Origin of the sequence: Cupriavidus basilensis OR16 (genome assembly GCF_000243095.1) — a bacterium.
In the GTDB taxonomy this organism is placed as follows: domain Bacteria; phylum Pseudomonadota; class Gammaproteobacteria; order Burkholderiales; family Burkholderiaceae; genus Cupriavidus; species Cupriavidus basilensis_D.
The window spans coordinates 25,558-45,125 of record NZ_AHJE01000035.1; the positions used below are offsets into that span (position 1 = coordinate 25,558).

Sequence of the window (19,568 nt, forward strand, 5' to 3'; positions counted from 1 at the left end):
GGCTGGGCCTTAAGCCGTGCGCACGGCGGCGGCGTTCAACGCGGCCTCCAGGGCGGCTTGCAGCGTAGGCTGGTCGAGATCCTGGCCGATCAGCACAATGCGCGTGGATTGCGCCTCGCCCTGCCGCCAGCGGCGATCGAAGTAGCTGTCAAAGCGCTGTCCCACGCCGTGCAGCACCAGGCGCATGGGCTTGGCCGGCAAACTGGCAAAGCCCTTGATACGGTAGATGGTGTGGCGCTCCACCAGTTGGCGCAGGCCGTCGATCAGTGGGTCGCGGTCCACCTCGCCCAGGGTCACCACCACGGAATCGAACGCGTCGTGATGGTGGTCGGCATGATCGGGATCGTCCGCCGAGCCGTGGTGATCCGGGCGCAAGTGGATGGTGTCTTCCGAAGCGCGGTTCAGGCCCAGCAGCAGCGCGATATCCAGCTTGCCGCCCTGCGCGCCGACGATCTTCACTTGGGCGGGAATCTCCGGGCGGATCAGCGCTTCCACCTCGGCACGCTGCGCCGCGTCGATCAGGTCGGTCTTGTTGAGGATGACGAGGTCGGCCGCGCCGAGCTGGTCTTCGAACAGTTCATGCAGCGGGGATTCGTGATCGAGGTTGGGATCGGCCTTGCGCTGCGCGTCCACGGCGTCCGGGTCGGCGGCGAACTGGCCAGCCGCGGCTGCCGCGCCGTCCACCACGGTAACAACCGCGTCCACGGTAAAGGCGTTCTTGATGCTGGGCCAGTTGAAGGCCTGCACCAACGGCTTGGGCAGCGCCAGGCCGGACGTCTCGATCAGCACGTGGTCGATATCGCCGCGGCGCTCCAGCAATTGTTCCATCACCGGGAAGAATTCTTCCTGCACCGTGCAGCACAGGCAGCCGTTGGCCAGCTCATAGAGCTGGCCATTGCTCTGGCCGGTTTCGTCGCAGCCGATGCCGCAGCCCTTGAGGATCTCGCCATCGATGCCCAGCTCGCCGAATTCGTTGACGATCACCGCGATGCGCCGTCCGTTGGCATTCTCGAGGATATGGCGCAGCAAGGTGGTCTTGCCGCTGCCAAGGAAGCCGGTGACGATGGTGGCGGGGATTTTACGGATCTGCATGGTGGATAGGGGCATTCAGCGTTGGCGCTGGTGGTTGAATCGGGGCGTGCGCAGCGCGGGTTGGCAGGCCCTTGGCAAGTTACGTTCCGTGCAGCCGATCACTGCCGGCAAGCATCGGTAAATAACAGTACATGCCGACATGCGCCGCAATGTATCGGTACGTGTGGCAAGCAGCGACGGGCCTGGCCGCGACGAGGAGATCAGCATAAAGAGATCGTACGGTGCTGTCCACCCGAGCCGCGTCAGCGTGACGCTGGACGCCGCCTGCCACGGCCGCGCCACCACTCGCCCCCCGCACCGGCGCCGACCAGCAACAGCATCAGCGCAGCGGTCCAGAGCGCCTCGCGCGGTGCCAGGCCGGTCAGCGGCGCCGGTGCGGCGAGCTTGATCACGCGGCTTTCGAGCAATTGGCCGGTCACGCGTTCGCTGGCGGGACGCGGCGCCGGTGCTGGCTGCGGCGCCGGCGCTCGGGCCGCCGGCGCCGGCGCGCTCGCGCGGGGCAAGTCGGCCACGGCGGCCCGGCCAGATACAGCGGCTGGCTCGCGCCCCGGCATGGCCGTCGCCAGCCGCTCGGAGAATTCGCGCAGCGCATCCGTGGGCAGCCGGGCTCGCTGCCCGAGCCCGGCGATGTACTGCATCAGCACGGGATTGCCACAGCTATTGGCCGAACAGGACAAGCCATCGCGATTGACTGACTCCACATAGCGCCGCGCCATATCGGCGCGCTCGGCAGGCGTGAAGCGGTAGCTCCCCTGCCGGTCCACTTCCAGCAGCCGCGCCAGGATGCCCTGCCGCGCATGCGGGTTGTTTTGCGCAAAGAAGCGATCCATGTCCAGGCCATTCTTGTCGGCCACGTAGACGTCATACGTGTTCTGCCAGAAACTGCCGCTCATCTGCTCCGGGCTGGTGGCCTGGAAGCCGTAGAGATGCTCGATCTCCTTGAACATCTCGCGCGCGCCGGCATAGCCCGAGCGCTGCATGCCTTCGATCCAGCGCGGGTTCCAGTTGCGCGCGTTGAGCTCGGTGGCCAGCCAGGTGCGGGCGTCCACGGTCTGCTCTTCGCCGGCGCGGCGCAGGTTGTGCAGCCAGAAACGCGGCGCCTGCCCACTGACCACGCGCGTCGCCATGTTGAGGCCGCCGGCGTATTGGTAGGTATCGTCGTTGTCGAGCGCCCCGTAGAGCGTGCTGGCGCGCGAGAACAGCACGGCCTGGTTGGATTTGAGGTGGCTGGCCAGCGCCTGCGGCGCGGTCTCGCCCCAGCCTTCGCTGGAGAACGCAAAATTCATGTAGCGCAAGTACTGCCGCGCCAGCGCGTCCGGCTGCTCGCCAGCCTGCGGCACGTCCTTGCTCTGCTCCACCATCTGCTGCACGCCGATGCTGTAGTTGCCGGGCTTGGCGGCGAACACGCGGGCGCGGGCCAGGCGCGCGGCCAGTTGGGGCTCCACGCCGGCCGCCAGCAGTGTAGCCTGCGCCTCGCGGTCGTGGCGGCTGATGGCGTTGTCGCCGGCGGCGGCGGCCAGGCGCGCGGCCTTGTCCAGCAGCGCCACCTTGTCGCCGAAGCCGTCACGGTAGATGCCGGAGATGGTAAACAGCACATTGACGCGCGGCCGGCCGAGCGCGGCATCGGCAATCAAGCGCACGTCCTCCACCACGCCGCGCGCGTTCCAGACCGGCTCCACGCCCATCAGGTAGAGCGCCTCGCTCTCCATCGCGCCCTGGTGGCGCTCGGTCTCGCCGTACCACAGCACCATCGACACTTGCTCGGGCGTCTTGCCGGTTTCCTCGCGATAGCGCGCGAGCGTCTGCGCGGCCAGTTGCTTGCCAAGCTGCCAGGCGGCCGGCGTGGGGATCAGCGCGCCGTCGAAGGCGTGCAGGTTGCGCCCGGTGGGCAGGCCCTGTGGCGTGCGCACGGGATCCCCCAGCGGCGCGGTCGGCAGGTAGCGGCCAGACAACACGGTCACCAGCCCGTCCAGCTCGCGGCGCGGCGATTCGCGCAGATTGGCCAGCCATGCCCGTGCATTGGACGCAGCGGCCTTCACCTTCTCGGCCAGCGCCGGCGGCAAGGGCGTATCCGCGGCGCTGGCCATCTCGCGGCCTTCGGCCAATGCGCCGGCCCAGCGCGAGAGCGCGTCCTTGCCGATCAGCCGCGCCTGGCTCGCGTCGAATGCGCTTTCCAGCACCGTTGCCAGCGCCTGGCGCTGCGCATCCAGTGGCGGCAGCTCGCCCAGCGTGTGAATGCCCAGCGGCACCGGTTCGGCTTCCACCTTGTGCAAGAAGCGGTGGATCACCGCTTCGACCTGCTCCCACGGCGCGCCGGGATCCAGCCCGAGCTGGCGGTCCAGCCCAAGGGCGCGGATCTGCGCCAGCGCCTGCAGGCGGTATTGCTCCGCCAGCGCGGGGGAGCTTTCGGCGGCGGCCTCCTGCTGCTCGATCGCCTCGTCGAGCTTGGCCAGTTTGTCCGGCCAGCCGGCGCGGGCGATCAGCGGGGTCAGGTGGCTGACCAGCACGGCGGCGCTGCGGCGCTTGGCCTGGATGGCCTCGCCGCCGCCGTCCTGGATGTAGTAGTAAGCGTTGGGCAGGTCGCCCAGCAGTACCTCGGCGCTGTCGTCGCCGCTCTGCCCCACCTGCTTGCCCGGCAGCCATTCCAGCGTGCCGTGGCGGCCCACGTGGACCATCGCGTCCGCGCCAAAGGCATGGCGGTACCACAGGTAAGCGGCAATATAGGAATGCGGCGGCGGGGTCACGGTGTCGTGCGAGCTGTCCATGGCGCGCGCAAAGGTGGAGCGCCCACCCGCATCAGCGGATTGCGCTCGGGCGGGCCCCAGGCGGCCAGCACCGACTGGCGAAACGCCGCCGGCAGGGCATCGAACCAGCGCTTGTATTGCGCCATCGGTAGCAGCGTGACGCGGCCGCGCGACACCATCCCGGCCAGCTCGCCGGGCGACCATTCCTCCATATTGCGGCCATTTTGCTCCAGCAGCGCGGTCAGCTCGGCGGTGTCCGGCAGCGCGGTGCCCGTGCGGTATCCCGCCTCGCGCAGGCGCGCCATGATCTGCACCAGCGACGGCAGCGTGGCCAGGTAGCTGGCGCCGATATTGCCGCGGCCCGGCGGGTTGTTGTAGTAGAGGATGGCGATGTGCTTGTCCGCCGCGGGCTGGTCCTGCAAGGCGATCCAGCGCCGCACGCGGGCCACCGCCGCGTCCGCTCGTTCCGGCACGGCCCGGCTGGTCTTGGCGCCGTGCTCATCCTCGAGCGTGGCGAACAGGATCGGCTCCGAGGCGCCGGCCCGCTCGGGCGTGTTAAGCAGCAGCGGCAGGCGCTCGCCGCCGATGCCGCGGACACGCCGATGCCGCGGACATCCGCCCGCCAGCCCGCCTGGCTGTCGCGCGTGGCGATCAGGTTGACGGCATGCAGGCCGTGGCGCTCCAGCCAGGCCTTGTCCTCGGCGCGGCTGATGGTGAGGTTCAGCGCCAGCAACGCCCGCAGGGGACTTTGGCCGTCGACCGTGAGCATCGGGTCCAGCCCGGACAGCGGCCAGCCGAACACCGGCACGGCCCCGATGCCCTGCCGCTCCAGCGCCGCGACCAGCGCATCGATATGGGCGAGATCCTGCTGGCGATAGTGGCTGGCGTAGAAGGCAATGCCGACCAGCGGCGCGTCGGCCGGCACGCCGCTGGCGCCAGCCCGATACCAGGCGAGATAGTCCTTGAGCGTGGCAAACGCTTGCGCCGCACGCGGGTGATAGATGCCCGCCGCGGGCAGCGGGCGCGGCGGCGGCACGGCGATGGCCTGATCGCCGCGCACGGCGGCCACCAGCCAGGCCAGCCAGCCCGCGAGGTTGTCTGCGCCGCCGGCGCTCCAGTAAGCCTCGGCGGCCTGGTTGCGCGCGGCATCCAGGCCAAAGCCCCAGGCGGCCTCGGCGGACGCTGCCGGCGCGGCCAGCACCAGCGCGCCACGCTGGCGCGCCTGGCGCACCGCCGGCGCCATCTGCCGAAGCACGGCCGTAGGCGCGAAGTACGCGTAGATGACATCGGCGGCGGCGACTTGCGCCTCGTCGGGCACGGCCGTCACGGCATCCAGCACCACCCGGCCCGGCCCGGCCAGCTCGCGCAGGCGCGCCTCGGCGGCGGGCAGCAGGTGCGTATTGGTAGTGACCAGCAGCACGCGCACCGCAGCCGTCTGTCCGGCCCCGGCAGCGCCGGCATGGCCTGGGCCGGCAAGGCACCCGCACAGCAGCCCGACAATCATCAGCAGCCAGCGCTGCCACAGCGAAATCCGCTGCGACGACGCCATCAACGCGCGCCCGGGGCCGAGGCCGCGCCGGGCGCCACGCCTTCCGGCACATACACCACACTGCCATCCGGCAACTGGTAAGCCACGCCCAGCCGGGTGCCCTCGCCCGTCTTTTGCTGCTGGGACAATTTCCTGACCTTGACCTCCTTGCGGTTTTTCTCCAGCAATTGCAGCTCGCCCGTGCGGGGATCGCGCTGGACCATGGTGAACTGCGAGTCGGGATTAAGCAGCTGGGTCAGGCTGAACGCTTGCGTAAGCGCCACCATCAGGCCCACGGCAAAAACGATGGAAGCATCGAACAGGTTGGCCACGCCGGCCAGCGGGTCTTCCCGATGCACCGAGGCAAGCTCGCCCTGCGCGCAGCGGCGGCGCACAAAGCGCCGCCGCCTGAACTGGTGCCCCTGGCCCGCATCCATCAGCCGCGGGTCCCGGCCAGGTGAATGGCAGCGTGAGCGTGCGCGGCCGGCGCCGCCTGCCCGGGCATGGCCCGCAGCACCAGCTCGCACAGGTTTTCCATTTCCTTGAGATCGGTCCGCGCCCACCGCTCGCGCGTGAGCGTCAGCACGTAGGCGATGCCGCCCAGCACCAGGCCGCAGACGACCGCGCCAAAGCCGATCACCAGGTGGTTGACCATGCCGGCCATGTCGCCGGCGAGGTCGAGCCGGTTGGCCACGCGCATTTCCTCGCGCTGCAGCGTTTCGTCCAGCCACAGGTCAAGGTGTTCGTACGAATCGAGCCGGGCGAGCCGTTCTTCCAGCATGCCCCAGAAGCGAGCCAGCGAGGGCGACAGTGAATTTGACAGCGATGCGGCGTCAAGATGCGCGCGCGTGCCATCCGCCAGGCTGGCGGCGAGCGCGTTGGCCAGCGCCGGCAGATCGCTGCGCGGCGCCACGGCACGGCGGCGCGACTGCACGATCAGCCCGCCGAGATCGGCTAGCGAGAGCACAAATAGCACCAGCAGCGCCAGCGCGACCGGCCAGAAAAATGCCGTGGAAAGGCGGTAGAAAATCTCGGTGACGACGCTTTCCATCATGATTGGCGGCAGTTGGGTTAGGCGGACCGGCGGGCGGCAACAGGCCCCGGCGCAGCATTGTACGTCGCCAACGCGCCTTATCCCAGGCCGGGATTCGCACGCGGCTGGCTTGCCGCCAAGGCATCAGGGCCAGCTATCGCGCGCATAGATGCCCGACTGCGCGCGTAGCCGCGCCGCGCGTTCCGCCACGCGGGCGTCGGTGTAGAACGGCGGATCGGCTAGTACCAGGCCGTTCTCCCTCGCTTCCTCCACCAGGATCTGGAGATACTCGGTCATGTGCGAGGCCGTGTAGTCGTTGGTGTCGTGAAAGCTCACCACGATCGGTACCACGCCACCGCTGATTGGCAGCCGCTGCTCGGCAATGGCTACCTTTACCTGCGCCAGTTCACTGTTGATATGGGAGCGGCGGCGCAGGCTGATATGCCAGCCGTAGATCTTGCCATCGCGCGCGTTCACGTCCGACATCAGCATGCCCAGGCCGAGCTTGTGGTAGACCGCCAGCACCGCATCGTTGTACGCCCAGTTGGGCGGGCGCACCAGTTGGGCCGCGCCGCGGCATTGCGCGATGATATCGGCCTCGCCGGACAGCAGCGACGCCTCCAGCTCTTCGGGCGACATGCGCGTATGCGAGAGATGCCCGATCGGCAGCCCGCTGTGCACCGCAAGCCGATGGCCGGCGAGGCAGGTGGCGTGCATCTGCGCTTTGCCGGCTTCGCCGCCGCCACGCCTCGGGTGGGCGGTCTGCACGAAGAAGAGCGCCTTGATGCCCGGCGTCACCGGATTGTCGGCAAGCTGGCGCAGGATCAGCGGCGTGCTGCCATCCTCGCCGGCATCAGGGCCATCGTCGAAGGTGAGCAGGAAGCGGATGGGCGGGAGTGGCCGCTGCGCACGCAGGGCAGCCAGCCGGATCTCGGGCAGCGTGCTCGCCGGCATGCCGGAAGCGGCTACCGGCGTGGCCGCACAGGCAAGACTCAGGCTGCACGCCAGGACGCCGGCGGCGAGATGAACAAGATGGGAAAAGCGCATGCAAAGCGTCCGGTTCGGCACATAGTGCGCTGTGTGGCACACTGCGCGGGCAGTCCGGAATGAGTCTCAGGCTAAGGAAGTGGGGGCGTGCCGTAGCCATGTGCGCGAAGCGCCGCCGCGCTCACCGTGGCCCCGGCAAAAAGCAAGGTGGCATTGTGCCACACCGTGCTGGCGCGCTTTTCCGCTGGCGTGGCGGAGCCTGCTCATCGAAAAAAACCAGGCCATGAGACATGGCCTGGTTGGCAAAATGGCAGCAGGGGGCACCGCTGCCAGCGGGTACGGGATGCCGTTTAGGACACCCCGGCGCACAGGTTAGCGGCTCCCCATTTTGCAAATGCAAACAACTGTGCCGGCGCGTCTCATGGGTGTCGAGCGTAGTCGAGCCCATGCAGCGAGAAGATTGGCGGATGAGAAAAGCAAGCGCGAGGCGCACAGGCATGCTGCCGGGCCAGCATTGGACGCGGCCAGGCTATTGCAGTCACCCGGCGCAATTGTCAACAAATGTGAACGCGTGGCCGGGCCGGCTCAGTAGGTTTCGTCGGCGGGATCGATCATCAGGTGGAGATGCCTGGCAAGCTCGGCCAGCACCGGCTCGTCTGCGCTGCGGACCATCCATCCCGCATAGGCGTCCGCCTGCGTATCCCAGCACCACAGCGTATAGCCGGCCGCTTGCAACGAAACCTGCGCGATCGCCATCAGGCGGGGCACATCGTGGCGCGCGAGAAAACCCGCCGCGAGCGGCTCGGGCACGCCCCAGTCCACGCGCAGGCCGGCCCGGTCGCACAGGGCTTGCACGCCGCGCACCAAGGCGGCCGCGTCTTTCCATTCCACGTAGAAGCCTGCGGCATCGCCGATCGCTTCGGTCAGCGGCCATAGCAGCATATGGCCGTCGCAGCCGGTTTCGGTGCGCGCAAGCGCATGCTGGAACGATGTCCAGTACTTGTCCGCGGCATCCTGGTCGTGCAGGGAAATCAGCAGGATCAGCTTGCGCATCGCGTCCTGCGTTTCACTCGGGAGCACAGTGGTCATAGGCTTCTGGCAGGTTGGGAACACAGGGAACGGAAGGGGCCCGATGCTGGCAGGCCACAGCAGCATGCCGCGGCCTGACGTGGTGGTTTCCTGAGGTGCCGGAACCATGCGCGAACGTCTGAACTGAACGTCTGAACGTCTGGCGGTGCTTTGCCCAACGCCGGGAAAATGTCAGCCCCCTATTTTGACAAAGGTTGGTGCGAGGCGCTACTACACCTGCGCCTGGACGACGCATCGATGGCGCGCGGATCGTCTCGCCGGAGCGGCGCAGTACCCATTGCCTTACGGCACGAAAAGCGCAAAGTTTAGGACCATTCCTATTGCGCGGAGAACACCGGGAAAAAAGGGGTTGCCAAGCGCGCGCTGCCTTTGTTACCCTTCGCCCCGTTATCGCTTCGGAGTCACCTCCATGGACAGTTGTTCTAGTTGGCCTTACGGCCCAGTTCGTTGCCAATGCCTGCGGCTATCCCGCCGCGCGAATGCGCTCGCCCGCGTTTTCGCGATGCGTTATCCGCCCCTGCCTGCGCGCGCCGTCGAGCGTTAGCGCATGGAGGCCTCATGCCGTCCCTCTTCATCGCACAACACGCCTTGCTGGCGCTGCAGATCCTGCGCTGGCACGCCGGCCGGCCATGCCGCGCCGCCGTCCTCCTGCTCATGCTGGCCGTGCCGCCCGCCCGCCATGGCGCAGCGCGTCATGGCCATGCGCACCGGCCCCGGCCGGGCTGACGCACGCCCCTTTCCACGCTCACCGCATCCGGCGAAGGCGGCGCAACGCGCCTGCCTTTTGCCGCTCGTCGCCTCACTCCAGCATCGCCGCCCGGCACGCCGGGACACTTGGGAAACAGCACCGATGAACCTGATGAAAACGCTCTTCGTCGCCTTCCTGCGCACGCGCCGGGTGACCCACCACTTTCGCCGGCTGGCGCTGTTCGAGTCGCTGGGCAAGCCGGGGCCATCGCGTACCGTGCCAGAGCAGTTGGCACAATCGCTGAAGCGCGCCGCGCGAGAAGACGTGCCGGCCGTGCTGGTACGCATGCACTCCCACGAGGACGGGCTGACCAGCGCCGAGATGGACGAAAAGCTCAGGCAGTTCGGCCCGAACGAAGTCGACCATGAGAAGCCGCTGCCGGCGTGGCTGCACCTGTGGCATTCGTACAGCAACCCATTCAATCTGCTGCTGACACTTCTGGCGGCGATTTCCTACTTCACCGAGGACATGAAGGCAACGATCGTCATCGGCACCATGGTGACGTTGTCCACGCTCCTGCGCTTCGTGCAGGAGCGGCGCTCCAACCAGGCCGCGGAAAGCCTCAAGGCCATGGTCAGCACCACCGCCACGGTGATCCGGCGGGATCTTGCGGCCGGGGTTGCCGCCGTCAGCGCGGCGTACTTCAACGTGCACGTGCATTCGCGCCCGCCGCACAAGATCGAAGTGCCTATCCGCAGACTGGTGCCGGGCGACCTGGTCGCGCTCTCGGCCGGCGACATGATTCCGGCAGACTGCCGCATCATCGCCGCCAAGGACCTGTTCATCAGCCAGGCGGCCATGACGGGAGAATCGCTGCCCGTGGAGAAATTCGCCGAGCTGCGCGATCGCCACGACAGCCCGCTGGAACTCTCCAACATCGCCTTCATGGGCACCAATGTAGTCTCGGGCGCCGCCACCGCCGTGGTGCTCGCCACCGGCAACCAGACCTACTTCGGCACGCTGGCCGCGCGCGTCACCAGCACCGACCGCTCGGCCACGGCCTTCCAGTCCGGCGTGAACCAGGTGAGCTGGCTGCTGATCCGCTTCGCGCTGGTGATGGCGCCGCTGGTGCTGCTGGTCAACGGATTTACCAAAGGCGACTGGACGCAGGCGTTCCTCTTTGCCTTGTCCGTCGCGGTAGGGCTCACGCCCGAGATGCTGCCGATGATCGTGACCTCCACGCTGGCCAAGGGGGCGGTGATGCTGTCGCGCCGCAAGGTCATCGTGAAACGGCTCGACGCCATCCAGAATTTCGGCGCCATGGATGTGCTGTGCACGGACAAGACGGGCACGCTGACGCAGGACAAGATCGTGCTGGAGCGCCACACCGATGTGCTTGGCCGCGTCAGCACCGACGTGCTCAAGCACGCTTACCTGAACAGCTACTACCAGACCGGGCTGAAGAACCTGCTCGACCGCGCGGTGCTCGATCACGTGGAACTGCAAAGCGAGCTGAATGTGACGCAGCATTACCGCAAGGTCGATGAGATCCCGTTCGATTTCGAGCGGCGCCGCATGTCAGTCGTGGTGGCCGAGCGCGAAGATCACAACGAGCTGATCTGCAAGGGCGCGGTGGAGGAAATGCTGGGCATCTGCACGCGCGTGCAGATAGATGGCGTAGCGCAAGCCCTGGACACCGAGATGCTGGCGCGCGTGCGCCAGGTGACGCACGACCTCAACGAGGAAGGCTTGCGCGTGGTGGCGGTGGCGATGAAGGAAACGCCCACCACGCAAGCGCAGTACGGCGTGGCCGATGAATGCGAGCTGACGCTGGTCGGGTACATCGCGTTTCTCGATCCCCCCAAGGACTCGACGCTGCCCGCGCTGAAGGCGCTGGCCGAACACGGCGTCACGGTGAAAGTGCTGACCGGCGACAACGAACTGGTCACCGCCAAGATCTGCCGCGAGGTCGGCCTGCCCGTCACGCGCGTGCTGCTGGGGCCGGACATCGAGAAGATGGACGCGCCCGCGCTGGCCCGCGCGGTGGAGGCGCACAACGTGTTCGCGCGGCTCTCCCCGCTGCACAAGGAGCAACTGGTGCTGGCGCTGCGCGCCAACGACCATGTGGTCGGCTTCATGGGCGACGGCATCAACGATGCGCCCGCGCTGCGCGCGGCCGATATCGGCATCTCGGTGGACAGCGCGGTGGATATCGCCAAGGAGGCCGCCGACATCATCCTGCTGGAAAAGAGCCTGATGGTGCTGGAGGAAGGCGTGATCGAAGGCCGGCGCACCTTCTGCAATATGCTGAAGTACATCCGCATGACGGCCAGCTCCAATTTCGGTAACGTGTTCTCGGTGCTGGTGGCCAGCGCCTTCCTGCCCTTCCTGCCGATGCTGCCGCTGCAGCTGCTGGTGCAGAACCTGCTGTACGACGTCTCGCAGATCGCGATTCCGTTCGATCGCGTGGACAAGGAACTGGTGGCGCGGCCGCTGCGCTGGAACCCGGGCGACATTGGCCGCTTCATGGTGGTGTTCGGCCCGATCAGCTCGATCTTCGACATCACGACCTATGTGGTGATGTGGTACGTGTTCGCCGCCAACAGCGTGCAGGGGCAGGCGCTGTTCCAGTCCGGCTGGTTCGTGGTCGGGCTGCTCACGCAAACCCTGATCGTGCACATGATCCGCACGCCCAAGCTGCCGTTCATCCAGAGCCGCGCGGCGTGGCCGCTGACGTTCGCCACCGTGGCCATCATGGCCGTCGGCATCTGGCTGCCGATGGGCCCGCTGGCGGCGTATTTCAAGCTGGAAGCATTACCGCCGGGCTATTTCCCCTGGATGATCGGCATCGTGCTGGGCTACGCCCTGCTGGTGACGGCGGTCAAGCGGTTCTATATCCGGCGCTTTGGCTGGCAATAAGCCCTGGGCGGCGCCTTGCGCGATGCGCGCGCGGGGCGCCGCCGATGACATCGGCGTGACACCTGGCCGGCGTAGAAAGACGCAAGCAGTTCCATAACAATAATCTTCAAGTCCGGGAATCCATCATGTCCCTCCAAGCCTTTCAGAACATCAATCTTGACTCGCTGCTCGACACCACCGTCAGCCTGACCACCGCCTTCGTGCTCGGCGCGGTGATCGGCTACGAGCGGCAGATCCGCCAGCGCACGGCCGGCCTGCGCACCAATGTGCTGGTGGCGGTAGGCGCCGCCATCTTCGTCGACATGGCCAACCGCATGGCCGGGCATGACGGCGCGGTGCGCGTGGTCGCCTACGTGGTCTCGGGCATCGGCTTTCTCGGCGCCGGCGTGATCATGCGGGAGGAAGGCAATGTGCGGGGGTTGAATACCGCTGCCACGTTATGGGGATCGGCGGCGATCGGCGCCAGCGCGGGGGCGGACCTGATTCTTGAGGCTACGTTGGGTTGCCTGTTTGTGCTCGCGGCCAATACGTTGCTGCGGCCGGTGGTGAATCGTATCAACCAGCAGCCGATGGATACGACTGCGGTGGAGGTGACCAATACGGTTTATGTCATTGCACCGCGGTCCGCGCAGAAGCACGCTTTGCGGTTGCTTGAGAAGACGCTGGAAGGGGGGAATTATCCGACGCGGGATCTTGAGGTGCATGCATTTGGGGATAGTGATGTGGAGATTGAAGCTGTGCTTACGTCGACCTCCGTTGATGGGGATGTTTTGGATCGGTTGATGGGGGAGTTGGCGGAGTCGGAGCATATTCATCAGGCGTTTTGGAGTCCTAGTACGACGGATTGATTTTGGGATGGGTTGGTTGGCCGGCTGGCCGGCTGGCTGGCTGGCCGGCCGGCTGGCTGGCTGGCTGGCTGGCGTTTATGGTCGTTTTTGCTGCGGCGTTGGTTTTTGTAGCCAAGGGCCATACGACGTTGCCGTGCGGGGTTGGCTGCTGTTTCTTTGAGCGGCGTTGGCCTTTGCACCCAAGGGCCATACGACATCCCCCTGCGGGGTTGGTTGCAGTTTCTTTGAGCGGTGTTGGTTTTTGCACCCAAGGGCCATACGAGGGGGATGTCGTATGGCTCTTGGATGCAAAAGCCAACGCCGCCCCCCAAAAAGCCCTCCCCCCCCCCCACCCCTTGACATCCCCCCTCCCCCCTCCTATCCTCCCACCTAAATTCCCTAAGTAAGATCAACGTTCTATTCTACAGAACAAAAGAACCATCCGTCGGTGCCATGCACCACCCAAATCCGGAGACACGATGAAACGCTTCCCTTCCCCCATCCGCACCCTGCTGCTACTCGCAGTCCCCGCCCTGCTCGCCGCAGGCGCCATCCCCGCTGCCGCGGATACCTACCCGAGCCAGCCGGTGCGCCTGGTGGTGCCCTTTCCCCCGGCCGGCGGCACCGACGTCATGGCGCGCCTGGTGTTCAACAAGGTGGGCATGACCACCCACTGGAACGTGGTGGTGGAAAACCGCGCCGGCGCGGGCGGCAATATCGGCATGGACGCGGTGGCCAAGGCCCGCCCGGATGGCTACACCCTGGGCATGGGCCAGACCGCCAACCTGGCGATCAATCCCACGCTGTACCCCAGGATGCCCTACGACGCGGTCAAGGACTTCACCCCGGTAGCGCTGGTTTCCGCGCAGCCGCTGGTGCTGATCGTGCGCAAGGATGCGCCGTTCAAGAACCTGGCCGACCTGGTCGCCGCCGGCAAGGCCAGGCAGCTCTCGATGGCGTCGGCCGGCACGGGCACCGTGGGCCACCTGACGGGCGAGATGTTCGCGCGCCGCACGGGCATCAAGATGCTCCACGTGCCGTACAAGGGCGCCTCGCCGGCGCTGACCGACCTGCTGGGCGGCCAGACCGACTTCTACTTCGCCACGCCGCCGATCGCGCTGCCGATGATCAAGGCCGGCAAGCTGCGCGCACTCGGCGTGACCTCGGCCAAGCGCCTGCCGCTGCTGGCTGACGTGCCCACCGTGATCGAAGGTGGCTATGCCGGCTTCCAGGCGGAGGACTGGAAGGCGCTGGTGGCGCCGGCCGGCACGCCGGCGGAGGTCGTCAAGCGCGTCAACGAGGAAATCAACAAGGCCATCGCCCAGCCCGATACCGTCGCCAAGATGCGCGAGGAAGGCAGCGAGCCGCGTGGCGGCTCCCCGCAAGACCTGGCCGCGTTCATCAAGGCTGAAAACACCCGCTGGGGCACCCTCGTGCGCCAGTCTGGCGCCAAGGTAGAGTAACGCTTTCGCCGCCCGCCGCAGCACCGACACCTCAAAGCTCCGCCATGCAAAAACCGCTACGCCATATCCGCGTCCTCGACCTCACCAACGTGCTGGCCGGGCCCTTCTGCTGCCACCAGCTCGCCCATATGGGCGCCGAGGTCATCAAGGTGGAAACCCCCGGCACCGGCGACCTGGCCCGCCAGTTGGGCGCCGACGCCGAGCTCAACAGCCGGCTCATGGGCGTGTCCTTCCTGGCGCAGAACCCCGGGAAACGCTCCATCACCATCAACCTCAAGCACGCGAGCGGCAAGGAAGTCTTCCGCAAGCTGGTGCAAAGCGCCGACGTACTGGTGGAAAACTTCCGCCCCGGCGTGATGGACCGCCTGGGGCTGGGCTTCGAGGCGCTCAAGCAGATCCATCCCAAGCTGATCTATTGCGCCATTTCCGGCTTCGGGCAGGACGGCCCGCTGTCGGACCTGCCGGCGTACGACCAGATCATCCAGGGAATGTCCGGGGTGATGAGCATCACCGGCGACCCGCAGACCGCGCCTTACCGCGTGGGCTACCCGGTCTCCGACACCATCGGCGGCATCACCGCGGCCTTCGCCGTGGCCGCCGCGCTGGCGGATCACCAGCGCACCGAGGGTTACTTTATCGACGTATCGATGCTGGAAGCCACCCTGGCCACCATGGGCTGGGTGGTGTCCAACTACCTGATCGCGGGCAAGACGCCGGCGCCGATGGGCAACGAGAACATGACGGCCAGCCCGTCCGGCGCGTTCCACACCGGCGAGGGCCTGATCAATATCGCCGCCAACAAGCAGGAGCAGTTCGAAGCGGTCTGCCGCGTGGTCGGCCGCCCGGAGCTTGCCACCGATGCACGCTTCGCGCAGCGCCAGGCACGCTTGGCCAACCGCGCCGAGCTGACGCGCGAGCTGGAAGCGGAGCTGGCAAAGAAGTCTGCCGACGCGTGGTGGAAACTGTTCAACGAGGCGGGCGTGCCGGCCGGCCCGGTCTACAGCGTGCCGCAAACGCTGGACCACCCGCAGGTGAGCGGGCGCGGCATGATCGGCGAGTTTGCCGACGTGCCCGGCGTGGGCCGCGACATCCGGCTGGTGCGCACGGGCTTCAAGCTCAATGGCGAGGCCCCTTCGGTCGACGCGCCGCCGCCGGAACTCGGCCAGCACACCCGTGAGATCCTCGCCCAGCTTGGCTACGGCGAGGCGGATATCGAAACCCTGCAAAAGGAGCGTGCGGTATGAGCGAACCCACCAAGCCAAACACCGGCACCCTTGACGTCAACGAAGGCCAGCGCCTGTCCCAGGACTGGTGGCGCACCGAGATCATCGACATGCAGCCCGGCGAGATCCGCTACCGCGGCTATCCCATCGAGCAGCTGATCGGCCAGGTGTCGTTCGCCCAGATGATCTGGCTGATGCTGCGTGGCGAGCTGCCGGCGCGCGGGCAAGGCGAGCTGCTGGATGCCGCGCTGATGTCGGCGGTGGACCACGGCCCGCAAGCGCCCAGCATTGCCATCGCCCGCATGGCCGCCACCTGCGGCGTGGGCCTGAACAATGCGATGGCGTCCGCCGTCAACGTGCTGGGCGACGTGCACGGCGGCGCCGGCGAGCAGGCGGTGGACCTGTACCAGGATGTGGCACGCCGCATCGACGGCGGCGAAACCCAGGAAGCCGCGGTCAAGGGCGCCCTGGCGGATTACCGCGACAATCACGGCAAGTTCGTGTCCGGATTCGGCCACCGCTTCCATCCGCTGGACCCGCGCGCCCCGCGCCTGCTGGCGCTGGTGGACCAGGCCGCCGCCGATGGCGTGGTCTCGGGCCGCTTTGCCGCCATTGCACGCGCGGTGGAAGCCGAACTGGGCGCTGGCCGCAGCAAGCCGATTCCCATGAATATCGACGGCGCCACGGCCGTGATCTATGCGGAGCTGGGCTTCCCGGCGCCGCTGGCGCGCGGGCTGTTCTGCCTGTCGCGCTCGGTAGGGATCCTGGCGCATGCCTGGGAGCAAACGCAGCAAGGCGGCCGCAACAAAGGCCCGATCCCGCGCCAGTACATCTGGACTTACGACGGCCACCCGCCCCGGGACGTGCCGCCAGCGCAGGACTGACCCCGGAAAAACCCTAGCGGCTCGGCACGTGCGCGGAATCGCCCACGTCGCCAGGCACCGGGCGCGTGGATGGCGCCATCCAGGACGCCAGCGCATAGCGGTCCCGGCCAAACTCCTTGGCCGCATAGAGCGCCCGGTCGGCCGCCGCGAACAGCGCGCGCCATAGGCCTTCGACCCCAGCCGCCCCGCCCCGCAGTTCGGCCACGCCGATGCTGACGCTGGCAAACGCCGCCGAGTCGCCGGGCAGCGCAATGCCGCGCACTTTCTTCAGGATCCGGTTGGCCAGGGCAGTGGCCTGGCCCTCGTCGGTATGCGGGCAGAGGATGCAGAATTCCTCGCCGCCGTAGCGGCCGGCCACATCCGAGGCACGCCGCGAGTTGTCGATGGCTTCGGCGATCAGCTTGAGCACCGTGTCGCCGGCATGGTGGCCATGCCGGTCGTTGACCTGCTTGAAGTGGTCGATATCGATCACCAGGCACGACAAGGGCTGGCCGTGGCGCTCCCAGGCAGCCACCAGGCTGGTGGCCGCCTTGTCAAGCGCGCCCCGGTTGAGCAGGCGCGTCAACGCATCGAGCCGCGCGCCGATTTCATTGGTGGCGATGACCTGTTCCATCGCCATGACGGCAAACCCGAACAAGCCCAGCAAGGTGCCCACCAGCGGCGCCAGCAGCAGGATCCCGTTGGCACTGCTGGCATAAAAGGGCCCCGAAGACACCGTGCCGGACAGCCCGGCGGCAAAGCCGGCCAGCTGAGTCACCAGGTGAATGAGGCTGGCAATCACCACCAGCGGCGTGCCCACGCTGCGCCGGCCATCGTGGGCATGCAGCACGGTGCCGACCGTCAGCAGGGCCGCCAGGGCCAGGCTGCCGTAGCCGATCACATGCATGCGCGCCTGGCCGCCAGCCATGCCGGCGGCGCCAGCCAGCGCCAGCCCGGCCGCCGTTACGCCCACAGCGAGCGTGCGATCCCACGGCACCATGCCGTAGTACACCCGCACGCCGCGGTAGATCAGCAGCCTGCCGGCGATCAAGGCCGCCGCCCCGCCCGCGCTGACGTAGACCAGCCTGGCCGACGCGTTGGCCGCCAGCACCAGCCCGGCCACCGACACCAGCAGATGCCCGAGCGCCCACAGGCGCCCGGCCGCGCTAGGCCGCAAGGCACCGAGCAGGCCCACCGAAATGGCCAGCGTGCTGGCGTACACCACCACCATGACGACAACAATGGTTTGCTGGTCTAACTGCACGGAATTCCTTTGAAGATACCGTGTTGCCGGTGACGTTGACGGGAGGCTTCGGGTGCAGGCCCGGTTGCATGGTCAACTTCGCAAAGGCGCATGATATCGTCATCGACGCCGACAGGGCCACCCCCGACAAGCCGGGCATCGGCCTTGCTGTCGCTAGCGGCAGACAGCCCGCCGGCCTCGGTTCAAGGAAAAAGCGCCGTGCCTGGAGCGGTATTCTTGCACCACCCTGGGGCAGCTCAGACCGCAAACGGGAAGGTACCCCCCAGCGCCAGGGTCAGGTCGCGGGCCGCCCGCAAGACATGTGGGCGAAAAGCCTCGTCGAAGCGGGGCGTCGGGCAGGTCAGGGTCAGCGCGCCCTTGAGCTCGCCGTCCGGGCCGAACACCGGCGACGATACGCCGGCAATTTCCGGGAGACGATCGCCAACCATCGCCGCGACGCCCTCTTCCCGGATCTTCTGGTAGATCTCCCCCCGCGCCCCGCTGAATGCGCGCAACACGCGGCCACCGGCGCCGCGGTTGCGCGGCAGCAGCTCGCCCGCCTTGGCATGGTCGCGCACCGGCTGGGGCGAGTCGACGCGATACAGGCACAGGCGATGCTCGCCCTGCTCGACGTGGTAGGCAGCGCTTTCGCGCGTGGCCTGCACCAGTTGGCGCAGCACCGGCATCACGATCAGCTCCAGCGAGAACGAGGCGGCATAGACCGAGTTCAGCCGCGCCACTTCGGGCCCCAGCCCGTAGCGGCCGTCGGTATGGCGCAGGATCAGCCGGGCATGCTCCAGCGATGCCAGCAGGCGCAACAGCGTGCTTTTGTAGAGCCCGGTGCGCTGGGCCAGCGCCACCAGGCTCAGCGTGGTGTCGCCCAGGTGGAACGCAGAAAGCACGAACAACGCCCGGTCTACGGCTACGGCGCCGCCTTCGGCGGCATGCTTGTCGGCTTCGGAGACTTGGGCGGCTTTACGTGGCATGAAGGAACAGGGCAGGCAAGATCAGGAAAGTCAGGAAAGGGGGGAAACGAAAAAGAGGAACGGCGGGCACGGCGCGGAACAGGGCCGGGTTCCCGCTCGGCAGGGAAAGCCGGCGGCATGGCCGCACAGAGTTCCACGGTATAGAACGGTACCAGCCTTGTCAATCAGGTCCGGATGAGTGCGATACAGGCCATAGGCAATGCGCAGCCAGCGCGCCTGGCTGCGCGGTGCCGGTCGGCCTGGTCGAGAATGGCGGCACGTCCAGGTGCGCACCGCGTCGAAGCTACACAGGGCCTGCGCGAAGCGCGCAGCCGGGCAATCCGGTAGCTGCGCCTGCCGCGCATTCACATTGGGCGCACTTCTTCGTCAATGATGATGGCCGCCACCCTGGAACCCGCCGTGCATGCCACCGTGGGGCGCGCCAACAAACGACCCGCGCGAGCCGCCACGGAAGCCGCCATGAAAGCCCCCGCCCGGGCGCGGCAGGAACACGCGGCGCATGTTGTGCACGTGATGAAAGCGGTCGACAAAGATAAAGCTCGCGCCAAACCCGACGCCAACCGGCGCCCAGTACCAAGGGTCATAGTAGTAATCCGGCTGCGAGTACGCCACCGCGCCGCCCGAACCATCCACCATCTGCCAGGAGCCGTCCGGCTGCAGGCAGGCCAGCCCCACCACCTGCTGCAGGTAGCCGTCGATCTCCACCTGCCCCGCCATCTGCTGGCAAGGCGACGAATAGCCATTCCATGCGTCAGCGGCCACCCCCTGTGCCGCCGCGGACGCGCTCAGGCCAAGGCCGGCAAGTAATGCCGCCACGGCACCCAGAGCCTTGCTCATGATGTCATCCCGGGATCGAATGCCCGACGTTGCGACGTGCCGGGCC

16 protein-coding genes and 1 pseudogene are annotated in these 19,568 nt (G+C 67.4%); 5 read left to right on the forward strand and 12 right to left on the reverse strand.

The features are described from left to right. Nucleotides 1–9: 9 nt before the first annotated feature. From cobW to OR16_RS44050, 9 genes and pseudogenes are all read right to left on the reverse strand, one after another. The gene (gene cobW, locus OR16_RS13350) at nucleotides 10–1,092 is read right to left on the reverse strand and encodes a cobalamin biosynthesis protein CobW (protein WP_043419639.1); all 1,083 of its coding nucleotides are present in this window, start codon (nucleotides 1,090–1,092) and stop codon (nucleotides 10–12) included. Nucleotides 1,093–1,334: 242 nt separating this feature from the next. Continuing rightward, nucleotides 1,335–3,857 (reverse strand): cobaltochelatase subunit CobN, encoded by a 2,523-nt coding sequence (locus tag OR16_RS13355; protein ID WP_006158486.1) that lies wholly within the window; start codon nucleotides 3,855–3,857, stop codon nucleotides 1,335–1,337. Then, nucleotides 3,833–4,525: a cobaltochelatase subunit CobN gene (locus OR16_RS47265; protein ID WP_081488772.1), complete on the reverse strand. Its 693-nt coding sequence runs from the start codon at nucleotides 4,523–4,525 to the stop codon at nucleotides 3,833–3,835. The genes OR16_RS13355 and OR16_RS47265 overlap by 25 nt, the downstream gene beginning before the upstream one ends. Then, nucleotides 4,441–5,385: pseudogene (locus tag OR16_RS45715) on the reverse strand (cobaltochelatase subunit CobN); the annotation flags it as partial. The pseudogene OR16_RS45715 and the gene OR16_RS47265, both read right to left, overlap by 85 nt. Further along, nucleotides 5,385–5,801, reverse strand: a complete 417-nt coding sequence (locus OR16_RS13370; RefSeq protein ID WP_006158489.1) for a DUF2149 domain-containing protein — start codon at nucleotides 5,799–5,801, stop codon at nucleotides 5,385–5,387. The gene OR16_RS13370 and the pseudogene OR16_RS45715, both read right to left, overlap by 1 nt. After that, on the reverse strand, nucleotides 5,801–6,418 hold the full coding sequence (locus OR16_RS13375) for a hypothetical protein (RefSeq protein ID WP_006158490.1): 618 nt from the start codon (nucleotides 6,416–6,418) through the stop codon (nucleotides 5,801–5,803). Before OR16_RS13375 ends, OR16_RS13370 begins: the two co-directional genes overlap by 1 nt. 123 nt (nucleotides 6,419–6,541) lie before the next feature. Continuing rightward, a complete protein-coding gene (locus tag OR16_RS13380; RefSeq protein ID WP_006158491.1) occupies nucleotides 6,542–7,444 on the reverse strand; it encodes a polysaccharide deacetylase family protein in 903 nt (300 codons plus the stop codon). Nucleotides 7,445–7,969: 525 nt separating this feature from the next. Continuing rightward, nucleotides 7,970–8,473, reverse strand: a complete 504-nt coding sequence (locus tag OR16_RS13385; protein WP_043419644.1) for a DUF6630 family protein — start codon at nucleotides 8,471–8,473, stop codon at nucleotides 7,970–7,972. Between the two features lie 540 nt (nucleotides 8,474–9,013). Next, a complete protein-coding gene (locus OR16_RS44050) occupies nucleotides 9,014–9,169 on the reverse strand; it encodes a hypothetical protein (protein WP_158001352.1) in 156 nt (51 codons plus the stop codon). Nucleotides 9,170–9,323: 154 nt separating this feature from the next. Between OR16_RS44050 and mgtA the strand changes: the two genes are divergently transcribed. From mgtA to OR16_RS13410, 5 genes are all read left to right on the forward strand, one after another. Beyond that, nucleotides 9,324–12,080: a magnesium-translocating P-type ATPase gene (gene mgtA, locus OR16_RS13390; RefSeq protein WP_006158493.1), complete on the forward strand. Its 2,757-nt coding sequence runs from the start codon at nucleotides 9,324–9,326 to the stop codon at nucleotides 12,078–12,080. A 125-nt stretch (nucleotides 12,081–12,205) separates the two neighbouring features. Next, nucleotides 12,206–12,928: an MgtC/SapB family protein gene (locus OR16_RS13395; protein WP_006158494.1), complete on the forward strand. Its 723-nt coding sequence runs from the start codon at nucleotides 12,206–12,208 to the stop codon at nucleotides 12,926–12,928. A gap of 458 nt (nucleotides 12,929–13,386) precedes the next feature. After that, nucleotides 13,387–14,370: a Bug family tripartite tricarboxylate transporter substrate binding protein gene (locus OR16_RS13400; RefSeq protein WP_006158495.1), complete on the forward strand. Its 984-nt coding sequence runs from the start codon at nucleotides 13,387–13,389 to the stop codon at nucleotides 14,368–14,370. A gap of 44 nt (nucleotides 14,371–14,414) precedes the next feature. After that, nucleotides 14,415–15,614 carry a CaiB/BaiF CoA transferase family protein gene (locus OR16_RS13405; RefSeq protein WP_006158496.1) on the forward strand — a complete coding sequence of 400 codons (1,200 nt, stop codon included), beginning with the start codon at nucleotides 14,415–14,417 and terminating at the stop codon, nucleotides 15,612–15,614. After that, nucleotides 15,611–16,477 carry a citryl-CoA lyase gene (locus tag OR16_RS13410; RefSeq protein WP_006158497.1) on the forward strand — a complete coding sequence of 289 codons (867 nt, stop codon included), beginning with the start codon at nucleotides 15,611–15,613 and terminating at the stop codon, nucleotides 16,475–16,477. The genes OR16_RS13405 and OR16_RS13410 overlap by 4 nt, the downstream gene beginning before the upstream one ends. 13 nt (nucleotides 16,478–16,490) lie before the next feature. Here the strand turns inward: OR16_RS13410 and OR16_RS13415 are convergent, their stop codons facing one another. From OR16_RS13415 to OR16_RS13425, 3 genes are all read right to left on the reverse strand, one after another. After that, nucleotides 16,491–17,720, reverse strand: coding sequence for a GGDEF domain-containing protein (locus tag OR16_RS13415; RefSeq protein WP_043419627.1), 1,230 nt, complete (start codon nucleotides 17,718–17,720; stop codon nucleotides 16,491–16,493). Between the two features lie 236 nt (nucleotides 17,721–17,956). Continuing rightward, nucleotides 17,957–18,685 (reverse strand): IclR family transcriptional regulator, encoded by a 729-nt coding sequence (locus OR16_RS13420; protein WP_006158499.1) that lies wholly within the window; start codon nucleotides 18,683–18,685, stop codon nucleotides 17,957–17,959. Between the two features lie 366 nt (nucleotides 18,686–19,051). Beyond that, nucleotides 19,052–19,522: a hypothetical protein gene (locus tag OR16_RS13425; protein ID WP_043419646.1), complete on the reverse strand. Its 471-nt coding sequence runs from the start codon at nucleotides 19,520–19,522 to the stop codon at nucleotides 19,052–19,054. Between the last annotated feature and the right edge of the window lie 46 nt (nucleotides 19,523–19,568).